The 12,969-nt window shown below is 65.2% G+C and carries 11 protein-coding genes; 10 read left to right on the plus strand and 1 reads right to left on the minus strand.

The features are described 5' to 3' along the window. Positions 1-159: 159 nt before the first annotated feature. From I6F36_RS18905 to I6F36_RS18950, 10 genes are all read left to right on the plus strand, one after another. Positions 160-1,314: an iron-containing alcohol dehydrogenase gene (locus tag I6F36_RS18905; protein WP_225171938.1), complete on the plus strand. Its 1,155-nt coding sequence runs from the start codon at positions 160-162 to the stop codon at positions 1,312-1,314. A gap of 18 nt (positions 1,315-1,332) precedes the next feature. Then, positions 1,333-2,883, plus strand: coding sequence for an AMP-binding protein (locus I6F36_RS18910; protein WP_225171939.1), 1,551 nt, complete (start codon positions 1,333-1,335; stop codon positions 2,881-2,883). Between the two features lie 413 nt (positions 2,884-3,296). Then, a complete protein-coding gene (locus I6F36_RS18915) occupies positions 3,297-4,895 on the plus strand; it encodes an ABC transporter substrate-binding protein (protein WP_225171940.1) in 1,599 nt (532 codons plus the stop codon). A gap of 33 nt (positions 4,896-4,928) precedes the next feature. Next, positions 4,929-5,876 carry an ABC transporter permease gene (locus I6F36_RS18920; protein WP_036002026.1) on the plus strand — a complete coding sequence of 316 codons (948 nt, stop codon included), beginning with the start codon at positions 4,929-4,931 and terminating at the stop codon, positions 5,874-5,876. A 9-nt stretch (positions 5,877-5,885) separates the two neighbouring features. Next, a complete protein-coding gene (locus I6F36_RS18925; RefSeq protein ID WP_036020171.1) occupies positions 5,886-6,779 on the plus strand; it encodes an ABC transporter permease in 894 nt (297 codons plus the stop codon). After that, a complete protein-coding gene (locus I6F36_RS18930) occupies positions 6,779-7,786 on the plus strand; it encodes an ABC transporter ATP-binding protein (protein ID WP_036002031.1) in 1,008 nt (335 codons plus the stop codon). The genes I6F36_RS18925 and I6F36_RS18930 overlap by 1 nt, the downstream gene beginning before the upstream one ends. Next, complete coding sequence (locus tag I6F36_RS18935) at positions 7,783-8,769, plus strand: ABC transporter ATP-binding protein (protein ID WP_225171941.1); 987 nt, start codon at positions 7,783-7,785, stop codon at positions 8,767-8,769. The genes I6F36_RS18930 and I6F36_RS18935 overlap by 4 nt, the downstream gene beginning before the upstream one ends. Positions 8,770-9,130: 361 nt before the next feature. Beyond that, entirely contained in the window at positions 9,131-9,445 is a 315-nt protein-coding gene (gene groES, locus I6F36_RS18940; protein ID WP_036002037.1) for a co-chaperone GroES, read from the plus strand. Positions 9,446-9,481: 36 nt separating this feature from the next. Next, entirely contained in the window at positions 9,482-11,101 is a 1,620-nt protein-coding gene (gene groL, locus I6F36_RS18945; RefSeq protein ID WP_225171942.1) for a chaperonin GroEL, read from the plus strand. Between the two features lie 79 nt (positions 11,102-11,180). Continuing rightward, entirely contained in the window at positions 11,181-11,513 is a 333-nt protein-coding gene (locus I6F36_RS18950; RefSeq protein WP_225153563.1) for a hypothetical protein, read from the plus strand. Positions 11,514-11,857: 344 nt separating this feature from the next. Here the strand turns inward: I6F36_RS18950 and rpoH are convergent, their stop codons facing one another. Then, on the minus strand, positions 11,858-12,745 hold the full coding sequence (gene rpoH / locus I6F36_RS18955) for an RNA polymerase sigma factor RpoH (RefSeq protein WP_225171943.1): 888 nt from the start codon (positions 12,743-12,745) through the stop codon (positions 11,858-11,860). Positions 12,746-12,969: the final 224 nt, after the last annotated feature.

The following is a 12,969-nucleotide window of genomic DNA, read 5'->3' on the forward strand; positions in this document are numbered from 1 at the left end:
AAGGACGAGGCGTGCGCGCCGGCCGCCGCCACATCTCATCTTCAACAGCCCCGCCCCTCGCGCTGCGAAACGGCCAGCGTCTTCGCGCATGACTGACGTGGCGGGGTCGGCTAGATTGCGGCCACAACAACACCAACGAATTGTCCGGGGAGGACAGGCGTGCACCAGGGACGTGTCGTGTTCGGCGCGATCGAGGAGGTCGTGTTCGGCCATCCTGCGGCCGAAGCCATCGTCGCGCAGATGGACCGGCTCGGAACAAGCCGCGCCTTCCTGATGGTGTCGGGGACGCTGAACCGGCAGACCGATGAGATCACGAAAATCAGGGAGGCGCTCGGCTCCCGCTGCGCCGGCCTGTTCGATGCCATGCCGGCCCATACGCCGCGCGAGGCGGTGATCGCGGCGACACAAGCGGCGCGCGCGGCGGAGGCCGATCTGATCGTCACAATCGGCGGCGGTTCCATCACCGACGGCGCCAAGGCGGTGCAGCTCTGCCTTGCCAACGGCATCGACGATATCGCGGGCATCGACCGCATCCGCGTGCACAAGGGCGTTGCGCCCGAGATGAACGCCCCTCACGTGCGGCAGGTCAGCGTGCCGACCACGATCGCCGGCGGCGAGTTCTCATCGATCGCCGGTGTCACCGACCGCGCGAGCCACGTGAAGCAGATGCTGCGGCATCCGCTCGCGGTGCCGCGCGCGACCATCCTCGATCCGGCCATCACCGTGCACACGCCGGAATGGCTGTTCCTGTCGACCGGCATCCGCGCCATCGACCATTGCGTCGAGGCGATCTACTCGCGCGAGACGCATCCTTACGCCGATGCGCAGGCGGTGAAGGGCCTCGCCATGCTCGCCGATGCGCTGCCGCGGGTGAAGGCCGATCCTTTAGATCTCGATGCGCGGATGGACGCGCAGATCGGCACCTGGCTGTCGATGGGGGCGCTCGCCGCCGGCGTTCCCATGGGCGCGAGCCACGGCATCGGCTACGTGCTGGGCGGTGCCTTCGACGTGCCGCACGGCTACACCTCCTGCGTCATGCTGCCGTCGGTGATGCGCTGGAACGCGCGCGACAATGCCGAGCGGCAGATGATCGTCGCGGCGGCCATGGGCTATCCCGGCCGCAATGCTGCCGACGTGCTCGACGCCTTCATCCGCTCGCTCGGCATGCCGCGCAGCCTTGCCGACGTGCGCATCTCGCCGGAGCATTTCGATGCGATCGCGGAAGCCGCGATGCGCACGAACTGGATTCCGCGCAACCCGCGCAAGATCGCTAGCTCCGCCGATGTGCGCGAGATCCTGCTCCTTGCCGCCTGATCGACATCCGGAGGATCGATGTACACAGGTCACCACGCCCGCCTGCGTCCGCTGCAGCCCGCCTTCATCATGGCGGCGACCGGCGAGGCCGTCACCTATCGCGACTTGGAGGCGCGCAGCAACCGGCTGGCGCACTTGTTCCGCCAGCACGGCTTGAGGCGGCTCGACCATTATTCAATCTTCATGGAGAACAATGCGCGTTATCTCGAAGCCTGCGGCGCGGGCGAGCGCTCCGGGCTCTACTACACCTGCATCAACTCGTTCCTGACGCCGGGCGAGCTCGCCTATCTGCTCGTCAACAGCCAGTCGAAGATTTTGATCACGTCGATGGCCAAGCTCGCCATCGCGCGCGAGGCGATCGAGGCTTGTCCCGACATCAAGCTCTGCATCGTCGCCGACGGCCCGGGCGAGAGCGAGCGCATCGTTGGCCTATCGGAGGTGACCGCCGGCCTGCCGGCAACGCCGATTCCCGACGAGTGGCTCGGCACCGCCATGCTCTATTCCTCCGGCACGACGGGACGACCTAAGGGCATCCTGCGCCCGCTGCCGGAGGAGAAGCCGAAGCACAATCTGCCGCTGTTCGATTTCCTGTTGAGGCTCTGGCACTACCGCGAGGGCATGGTCTACCTGTCGCCGGCGCCGCTCTATCATTCGGCGCCGCAGGCGGCCGTGAACCTCACGATCCGCATGGGCGGCACCGTGATCATCATGGAAAGCTTCGATCCCGAGCGTTACCTGCAGCTGGTCGAGCAATGGGGCATCACCCACACGCAATTGGTGCCGACGATGTTCTCGCGCATGCTGAAGTTGCCGGAGGAGGTGCGCGCCCGCTACGATCTGTCCTCGCTGGAGATCGCCATCCACGCCGCCGCGCCCTGTCCGCCGCAGGTCAAGGACGAGATGATCAAATGGTGGGGACCGATCATCCACGAATATTACGGCGCCACCGAAGGCCTCGGCTTCACCGCCTGCAACAGCGAGGAATGGCTGGCGCATCGCGGCACCGTCGGCAAGGTGCTGCTCGGGGACCTGCACATTCTCGACGAGAACATGCGGGAATGCCCGACCGGCACGCCCGGCCAGGTCTGGTTCAAGACGGCAACGCCGTTCGAATATTTCAACGATCCCGAGAAAACCAAGGAGGCGCGCTCTGCCGATGGGAGCATGAGCACGGTCGGCGACGTCGGCTATGTCGATGCCGACCGCTTCCTATACCTGACCGACCGCGCCACCTTCATGATCATCTCCGGCGGGGTGAACATCTATCCGCAGGAATGCGAGAACCTCCTGATCACCCACCCCAAGGTGGCGGACGCCGCGGTGTTCGGCGTACCCAATGCCGATCTCGGCGAGGAGGTGAAGGCGGTGGTGCAGCCGATGCCCGGCGTGGAGCCGGGGCCGGCGCTCGCCGAGGAGCTGATCGCGTTCTGCGCAAAGTCGCTGTCGCGGCAGAAGGTGCCGCGCTCGGTCGATTTCGAAAAGGAATTGCCGCGGCTGCCGACCGGCAAGCTGTACAAGCGGCTGCTGCGGGACCGCTACTGGGGGAACAAGGCCTCGCGGATCGTGTGAGGGTTTCCGCTACGTAAGGTGCGCAAGCAAGCGCCATACACGCAACTGTCTTCCCGGGGCGCGACGAAGTCGCGAGCCCGGGACCCATAACCCCAGGAAGGAGTTGCGGCATGGGCTGGCAACTCCGAGTCTTCGCCAAACTCCTCCCTGTGGCTATGGATCCCGGATCGGCGCGCGCTGAGGGCGCGCTTGTCCGGGATGACAGCAGAGGTTGTTGAGGCGACCTCGCGCAAACTCTCACAGGGAATCGCGTCTTCGCACCTGCACTCTCACATCGCGAGAGAAGCACCCGAGATATTCCGTCATCCGAATTGTCGAGGGCGCAGCGAGCCTTGCGGGTTGCCTCGCTGCACGCGCCTCGCTATCGTCTGGATCAACAGGCCGCAAAAGGCCGAGGTCCAGGGAGGATGAGCATGCGGAGCGTGTGGGCGCTCGCCGCAATGGCGGCGTTATCTGTGCTGACGGCCTCAACTGCCACGCTCGCCGGCGAGCCCAAGCAGGGCGGCATTTTGCGGATGTATCACCGCGACAGTCCGGCCAACGCCTCGATCCTCGAAGGCGCGACCTATTCGATCAACATCCCCTTCATGGGGGTGTTCAACAATCTCCTCATCTACGATCAGCACATCGCGCAGAACAGCCCCGATACGCTGCGGCCGGACCTCGCCGAAAGCTGGTCCTGGAGCAGCGACAACAAGAAGCTGACATTCAAGCTGCGTCAGGGCGTGAAATGGCACGACGGCAAGCCGTTCACCTCGGCCGACGTCAAATGCAGCTTCGATCTGTTGATGGGCAAGTCGCAGCAGAAGCTGCGGCAGAATCCGCGCAAGGCCTGGTACAGCGAGGTCAACGAGGTCACGACCAACGGCGAATTCGAGGTCACCTTCGACCTGAAGCGGCCGCAGCCCTCGCTGCTGGCGATGCTCGCCTCCGGCTACACGCCGGTCTATCCCTGTCATGTCTCGCCGGCGGACATGCGCACTCATCCGATCGGGACCGGACCGTTCAAGTTCGTCGAGTTCAAGGCCAATGAATCGATCAAGCTGACGCGCAATCCCAATTATTGGAAGAAGGGCCTGCCCCATCTCGACGGCATCGAATACACCATCATCACCAACCGCTCGACCGCGATCCTGGCCTTCGTCGCCGGCAAGTTCGACATGACCTTTCCGACGCACATCACGATCCCGCTGCTGAAGGACATCAAGTCGCAGGCGCCGAATGCGACCTGCGTCGTCGAGCCGACCAACGTCTCGACCAACATCATCGTCAATTCCACCTCCGCGCCGTTCGACAACATCGACATCCGCCGTGCGATGGCGCTCGCGCTCGACCGCAAGGCGTTCGTCGACATCCTGTTCGAAGGCCAGGGCGACATCGGTGGCACCATGCTGCCGCCGCCGCAGGGCCTCTGGGGCATGCCGAAGGACCGGCTGGAGACCATTCCGGGCTATGGCCGCGACATCAATGCCAACCGCGAGGAAGCCAAGAAGCTGATGCAGAAGGCGGGCTACGGTCCGGACAAGCGCCTCGCCGTGAAAGTCTCGACGCGCAACATCGCGGAATATCGCGACCCCGCCGTGATCCTGATCGACCAGCTCAAGACCATCTATATCGACGGCGAGCTCGACGTCGTGGAAACCGCGAACTGGTTCCCGAAGGTCGCGCGCAAGGATTACATGCTCGGCCTCAACCTGACCGGCAATGCCGTCGACGATCCCGACCAGTCGTTCTACGAGAACTATGCCTGCGGCTCGGAACGGAACTACACCAATTATTGCAACAAGGAGATCGAGAAGCTGTTCGACGTGCAGTCGCAGGAGACCGACATCGGAAAGCGCAGGCCGCTGGTGTGGGACATCGACAAGAAGCTGCAGGAGGACGTCGCCCGCCCGATCATCTTCCATGCCCGCGCCGGCACCTGCTGGCACCCCCACGTCAAGGGCGTCACGATCATGTCGAACAGCTCCTACAACGGCTTCCGCTACGACGACGTGTGGCTCGACAAGTGACGCGACGCTAACGGCTGGCGCGGAGGGCGGTGCATGTTTGCCTATCTGGTGCGGCGCCTGTTCCTGATGTTCGTGACCCTGTTCGGGATCTCGATCGTCATCTTCTTCCTGCTGCGCATCGTGCCGGGCAACATCGTCGACATCCTGTTCGCCGCCGCCGGCTATGTCGACCCGGCCGACAAGGCTAATCTGGAGAAGGAGCTCGGCATCGACCGTCCCCTGATCGTGCAATATTGGCACTGGATCAGCGGTTTCATGCGCGGCGATTTCGGCTTCTCCTATGTCTCGGAGAAGCCGGCGCTGCAGGAGATCCTGCCGCGAATTCCGATCACGGCAAAGCTCGCCGGCCTCGCGCTGCTGTTCTCGGCATCGATCGGCATTCCGCTCGGCGTCATCAGCGCGGTGAAGCAGGGCACCAAGCTCGACTACGCGCTTCGCGTCGTCAGTCTCAGCGGCCTGTCGCTGCCCTCGTTCTGGCTGGGGCTTCTGATCCTCACCGCCTCGGTGGCGATGTTCGGCCAGATGCCGATCTTCAATCCCAATCCGAAGACCTGGCTCGAGGCGTTCGCGACCTACGCCGTGCCGGCTGCCGCCGTCGGCTTCCGCAGCGCGGCGCTGACCATGCGCATCACGCGCTCCTCGATGCTGGAGGTGCTGCGGCAGGACTACATCCGCACCGCCCGCGCCAAGGGGGCATCCGAAGCGGCGGTGAACTATCACCACGCGCTGAAGAACGCGATCCTGCCCGTGATCACCGTGATCGGCATCGAGGCCGCGTTCCTGATCGGCGGCCTGATCGTCACCGAGACCGTGTTCAACATCCCCGGCGTCGCGCGCTTCCTGGTGGAGGCGATCCGCTGGCGCGACTATCCGATCGTGCAGAACCTCGTGATGTTCATCGCGGTCGTGGTGGTGTTCGCCAATTTCACCGTCGACATGCTCTACGCGGTGTTCGATCCGCGGATCAGGTACACGGATTAGGAGATCAGCTTGGCCGCGATCGATTTCGACGTTGAGCTGAGGCGGGCCGGGGCGCATGCGACCGGGGGCTGGCGGCGCGTGCTGTTCATGGCGCAGCGGCACGTGCTGGGCGCGGCCGGGCTCGTCATCATGACATTGTTCGTGCTGACGGCGATCTTCGCCGATGTCATCGCGCGCTATGATCCGCTGACCGTCGATTCCGCCCGCGCGCTGGCGCGGCCGAGCTGGGCGCACTGGATGGGCACCGATTCCTTCGGCCGCGACGTGTTCAGCCGCATCATCCACGGCGCGCGGATCTCGCTCGCGGTCGGAATCGGCTCGACCGTGCTCGGCGGCACCATCGGCGTGATCGTCGGCCTCACCTCCGGCTATCTCTCCGGCTGGTTCGATCTGGTGTTCCAGCGCGTCTCCGACGTGCTGCAGGCGCTGCCGCTCCTGGTGCTGGCGCTAGTGATGACAGCCGCGCTCGGGCCCTCGCTGCCGAACGTGATCATCGCCATCGCCATTCCGCTGATCCCGACGGTGGCGCGCGTCATCCGAGCCAACACGCTGGCGCTACGCGAACAGCCGTTCGTGGAGGCCGCCAAGTCGATCGGCATGAGCGAGATGCGGATCGCGCTGCGTCACGTGCTGCCGAACACGCTGGCGCCGCTGATCGTGCTCGCCACCGCCCAGCTCGGCTCGACCATCCTGACCGAGGCTTCGCTGTCCTTCCTCGGCCTCGGCATTCCCGAACCCTATCCGTCGTGGGGGCGCATGTTGTCCGAATCCGCCGCCGAATATGTCCGCACCGCGCCGTGGCTGGTGATCTTCCCGGGCGTCGCGATCAGCCTCGCCGTGTTCGGCGCCAACCTGTTCGGCGACGCCCTGCGCGACATCCTGGATCCGAGGCAGCGCGGCTGATGGCGGACAAGACCGATCTCGTGCTCGACGTGAAGAACCTGAAGACGGTGTTCTTCACCAATTCCGGCCTGTTCAAGGCGGTCGACGACCTCTCCTTCAGCGTGAGGCGCGGCGAGACGCTGGCGATCGTCGGTGAATCCGGCTGCGGCAAGAGCGTCACCGCGCTGTCGCTGATGCGTCTCGTGCCCGATCCGCCCGGCCGGATCGTCGGCGGCTCCGTCTCGCTGGAAGGCACCGACCTGCTGGCGCTGGATGAGGCGCAGATGCGCGCGGTCAGGGGCAATCGCATCTCCATGATCTTCCAGGAGCCGATGACCTCGCTCAATCCGGTGATGCGGATCGGCGACCAGATCGTCGAGGCGGTGCGGCTGCATCGGCATATCTCGGCGAAAGAGGCGCAAGGCATCGCGGTCGAGATGCTGCGGCTGGTGCGCATCCCCGAGCCGGCGCGGCGGGCGCGCGAATATCCGCACCAGCTCTCCGGCGGCATGCGCCAGCGCGCGATGATCGCGATGGCGCTGGCCTGCCGGCCGGCGCTCCTGATCGCGGATGAGCCGACCACCGCGCTCGACGTCACCATCCAGGCGCAGATCCTGGCGCTGATCCTCGACCTGCAGAAGGAGCTCGGCACCGGGCTCGTGCTGATCACGCACGATCTCGGCGTGGTCGCGCAGACCGCGCAACGCGTGATCGTGATGTATGCGGGGCGGAAGGTCGAGGAAGCCAGCGTCGAGGCGCTGTTCGCCGCGCCGAAGCATCCCTATACGCGCGGGCTGATGGCCTCGATCCCGGCCGTGCCGGCTTCCGGCGCCGCTGCGCAGGCGCGGCTCAACGAAATCCCCGGCACGGTGCCATCGCTGGTGCGGCTGCCGCAAGGCTGCGCCTTCGCGCCGCGCTGCAAGCTCGCCATCAAGCGTTGCGAGGCCGAGTATCCGCCGCTGGCCGATTGGGGCGGCGGGCATCTGGCCGCCTGCTGGCGCGCCGAAGAAGTCGCGGAGGTGGCATGACCGAGGCGCTGCTCGAAGTCACCGACCTCAAGAAGCACTACCCTGTGCGCGCCGGCGTGTTGCGCCGGCAGGTTGGCACCGTGCACGCGGTCGATGGCGTCTCGTTCGCGCTCGGCACCGGCGAGACGCTCGGCCTCGTCGGCGAATCCGGCTGCGGCAAGTCCACGGTGGCGCGCAGCGTGCTGCGGCTGGTCGAGCCGACCTCGGGCCAGATCCGTCTCGACGGCGAGGACATCACGCATCTGTCGAAAACGGCGATGCGGCCGCATCGCCGCTCGATGCAGATCGTGTTCCAGGATCCGTTCGCCTCGCTCAATCCGCGCATGACCGCCGGCGACATCGTTGGCGAGCCGATCGCCGTGCACGGACTTGCCACAGGCAAGGAGCTGGAAGCCCGGGTCGCAACACTGTTCGAGCAGGTGGGATTGCGGCCTGACCAGATGCGCAATTTCCCGCATCAATTCTCCGGCGGTCAGCGCCAGCGCATCTGCATTGCCCGCGCGCTGGCGCTGGGGCCACGCCTGATCGTCTGCGACGAGCCGGTCTCCGCGCTCGACGTCTCGATCCAGGCGCAGGTGATCAACCTTCTGATCGACCTGCAGCGGCAGCACGGCTTTTCCTATCTCTTCATCGCGCACGACCTCGCCGTGGTCGCTCATATCAGCCACCGCGTCGCCGTGATGTATCTCGGCCGCATCGTCGAGATCGCCGACAAGGACGAGCTGTTCCGCAATCCCAGGCACCCCTACACCCAGGCCCTGCTCGCCTCGGTGCCGATCGCCAATCCGCTGGCGAAGAAGCTCGCGCCCCTGGTCGACGGCGACGTGCCGAGCCCGGTCAATCCGCCGTCAGGCTGCGCATTTCACACCCGCTGCCGGTTTGCGATGGAGCGGTGCAAGACGGAACGCCCGGCGCTGCTGGACGCCGGTGACGGGCATCAGGTCGCGTGTTTGCTCAATGACGGGACGGGGCGAGGCCGCTAAGGCGGACTCATAGAAGAAATGTCAGCTCCTGAGGGAGAAGCGGAAATCTTCTGCTCGGCAGGGCGTTACCGCTTTTGACCCGAAGCGGACCTCAAGGGGCTATATGGGATCATCCTCACATGGAAATGACCAGTAAGGGCGGCTCTCGAGATTTGCGGGCCCAAGCCGATGCACCTCGCCCGCCAAGCAGGCGTGACAGGGACGGCGGCACATCCATCCGGACAAGAACCTTGAAGTAGCGCAAAAATTTTTGCAGGTCCTCTTGACTAGAAATCCGCGTATTCCTAGGTCGTTTGCCGCCCGGGGGCCGGTTCCGGACCCGGATTTTGGACATCGCTGAACCTACCTAAGGAGGATGTGCATGCATTTCCGCCCGTTGCACGACCGTGTGCTCGTGCGCCGCATCGATGCCGAGGAGAAGACCGCCGGCGGCATCATCATTCCCGATACCGCCAAGGAGAAGCCGCAGCAGGGCGAGATCATCGCCGTGGGGCCGGGCGGGCGAAACGAGCAGGGCCAGCTCGTGCCGCTCGACGTCAAGGTCGGCGACCGGGTGCTGTTCGGCAAGTGGTCGGGCACCGAGGTCAAAATCGACGGCGAGGAGCTGTTGATCATGAAGGAAAGCGATCTTCTCGGCGTGGCCGAGCAGGCCGGCACGCTGAAGAAGGCGGCGTAACGCTGACAGTCATCGAACGGAAAGGAGTTTAACAACATGGCTGCCAAGGACGTGAAGTTCGCGACCGAGGCCCGCGAGCGCATGCTGCAGGGCGTCGACACACTGGCGAATGCGGTGAAGGTCACGCTCGGTCCAAAGGGGCGCAACGTCGTCCTCGAGAAATCGTTTGGCGCTCCCCGCATCACCAAGGACGGCGTCACCGTCGCCAAGGAGATCGAGCTGGAGGACAAGTTCGAAAATATGGGCGCCCAGATGGTGCGCGAGGTCGCCTCGAAGACCAGTGATCTCGCCGGAGACGGCACCACCACGGCGACGGTGCTGGCGCAGGCCATCGTCAAGGAGGGCGCCAAGGCCGTCGCGGCCGGCATGAATCCGATGGACCTCAAGCGCGGCGTCGACCTTGCCGTGGATGCGATCGTCGCCGACCTCAAGTCGCACGCCAAGAAGATCACCTCTAACGACGAGATCGCCCAGGTCGGCACCATCTCGGCCAACGGCGACACCGAGATCGGCCGCTTCCTGGCGGATGCGATGCAGAAGGTCGGCAATGAGGGCGTGATCACGGTCGAGGAAGCGAAGAGCCTGCACACCGAGCTCGAAGTGGTCGAGGGCATGCAGTTCGACCGCGGCTACATCTCGCCCTATTTCGTCACCAACGCCGAGAAGATGAAGGCCGAGCTCGAAGATCCCTATGTGCTGATCCACGAGAAGAAGGTGTCGGGCCTGCAGACCGTGCTGCCGCTGCTGGAGCAGGTCGTGCAATCCGGCAAGCCGCTCCTGATCATCGCGGAGGAGGTCGAGGGTGAGGCGCTGGCGACGCTGGTCGTCAACCGCCTGCGCGGCGGCCTGAAGGTGGCAGCCGTCAAGGCGCCGGGCTTCGGCGACCGCCGCAAGGCGATGCTGGAGGATATCGCGATCCTCACCGGCGGCACCGTGATCTCCGAAGATCTCGGCATCAAGCTCGAGAACGTCACCGTGAAGATGCTGGGCCGTGCCAAGAAAGTGGTGATCGAGAAGGAGAACACGACGATCGTCGACGGCGCCGGCGCCAAGAAGGACATCGAGGCGCGCAGCCAGCAGATCAGGGCGCAGATCGAGGAAACCACCTCGGACTACGACCGCGAGAAGCTGCAGGAGCGCCTCGCCAAGCTCGCCGGCGGCGTCGCGGTGATCCGGGTCGGCGGCGCGACCGAGGTCGAGGTCAAGGAGCGCAAGGATCGCGTCGACGACGCTCTGCATGCGACCCGGGCCGCGGTCGAGGAAGGCATCCTGCCGGGCGGCGGCGTGGCACTGCTGCGCGCGCTCAAGGCGCTCGACGGCGTCAAGACCGCCAATGCCGACCAGAAGGCCGGCGTCGACATCGTGCGGCGCGCCATCCAGGTGCCGGCGAGGCAGATCGTGCAGAATGCGGGTGAGGACGGCTCCGTCGTCGTCGGCAAGCTGCTCGAGAACCAGACCTACACCTGGGGCTTCAATGCCGCGACTGGCGAGTACCAGGATCTGGTGCAGGCCGGCGTGATCGATCCTGCCAAGGTCGTCCGCACCGCCTTGCAGGATGCGGCCTCGGTGGCCTCGCTGCTCATCACGACCGAAGCGCTGGTGGCCGAGAAGCCGAAGAAGACGGAAGCGCCGAGCGCTCCCGCGATGGACTTCTAAGGACGGGCGAGCCCGGCCGAACGGCCGGGCTCGTTTGCCATGGATCTGTGACTGTGTTCTCGAACGAAAGGAGGATGAAATGATCAAGGATCGTGCTTTCTCCGCTCGCGGGGAAACCACTCGGAAAACGTTGCGGCGGCTCGCCGCCTTGGCCGTTGGGGCTGGCCTCTCGCTGGTGCCCTTTGCGGCCTTTGGCGCCGAAAGCCCCGGCCCTGCCGCCAAGACGGCGGACAGTTTCGAGCGGCTCGCCTTGCCGCCGATCCCGTACCTGGACACGATGCCGTGGTCGAGCTGGGACCGGGGCAGCCCGACCATGAAGGTGGACACATTGCTGCCGGTCCTCGGGCCATCCGGGATCCGGCTCGACCTCACGCCGCCTGATCGGGACAGGCCGGAGCCTGCCACCAGCTGATACGGGGGAGCGGCCGGCGAGGCCGCTCCTCATCGTTGCAGCCACTCATCGCTCACGCGAAAGGAGGATCATCAGATGAGAGGCATTGTCCTCGCCGTCGCTTTGTTGGGCATGGCCAATGGGCTCCAGGCCAAGGAGGCCGACACGCCTCGCGCCGAGATGCGGAGCTCGGCCGAGCCCGCCCGGCAGCTTGCGACCAGTTCCGTCGGAGCGTCTCGGAGCAATCCTGAGAAGTCCGGCCAGACCGAGCGCAGGAGCCGGGAGTTTTCGCCCGAACGTCTTGTCCCCGATATCTGCAGAGGATGCTGATCGGCCTTGGCCGATCAGCATTCTTCTTCGCTCGCCTAACGCGACGTCGCAAGGCGCGCCTCATCGAGACGCGCGGACATCTTCGCCTTGATCCGCTGCAACGCGCGCTGCTCGATCTGCCGGACGCGCTCGCGCGAGATGCCGAACTTGCCGGCGAGCGCATCCAGCGTCTGCTGCGGCTCGCCGAGATATCGCGCCTCGACGATGCTGCGCTCCCGCGGTGTCAGCGCAGCGAGTGCATCGGCGAGGGCAGCCTTGGTGCGTTCACGGTCGGCCGCGTCCAGCAGCAGACTCTCCGGATCGGGAGAGAGATCCACCAGCCGGTCCTGCCATTGGTCGCCTTCCGTCTCGACGCTGATCGGCGCGTTGAGTGAGATGTCGCCGCGCAGCCGGCCGTTCATCTCGGCGACGTCGGCTTCCCTGACGTCGAGATGCCTCGCGATAGATGTCAGCTGATCCGTCCGGAGCTCGCCATCCTCCGCAACGCCAAGCTTGTTCTTCAGCTTGCGCAGGTTGAAGAACAGCTTCTTCTGCGCAGCAGTGGTGCCCAGCTTGACGAGCGACCATGATCGCAGGATGTATTCCTGAACCGAGGCCTTGATCCACCAGGAGGCATAGGTCGCAAGCCGGAAGCCTTTCTCGGGATCGAACCGCTTGACGGCCAGCATCAGCCCGACATTGGCCTCCGAGATGAGGTCGGCGATGGCGAGGCCATAGCGGCGATATTGCAGCGCGATCTTCGCCGCGAGCCGCAAATGGCTCGTCACCAGCCGATAGGCGGCGTCACGATCGCCGCTATCGCGCAATCGCCTCGCATAGTCGGCTTCCTCCGATGCCTCGAGCAGCGGAAAACGATGGATCTCCTTGAGATAGCGGGATAGCCCGCTTTCCCTGTGAAGGGCAGGAAGTGAGGCAACCAACATCGCGCCCTCCCTCACGAGCACCGTTCGCCCCGATCAGGGGCGCCTTGCCGATCCAAGCGATAATCTGAGTGAAGCGCCGAGAGCGGCGCGGTCCGAGCGCAGTCAGGTTTCATGGCCAAATCCTCGTTAGAGCAAGATGGTTGGACCACCGCGAACCTGATCCGCTGAGCCCGATCATGGCACCCAGACGCCTCAGGCCGGTGGGCGCCACTAGAATTTGGAAA

Origin of the sequence: Bradyrhizobium sp. BRP19 (assembly GCF_020194195.1) — a bacterium.
In the GTDB taxonomy this organism is placed as follows: Bacteria; Pseudomonadota; Alphaproteobacteria; order Rhizobiales; family Xanthobacteraceae; genus Bradyrhizobium; species Bradyrhizobium yuanmingense.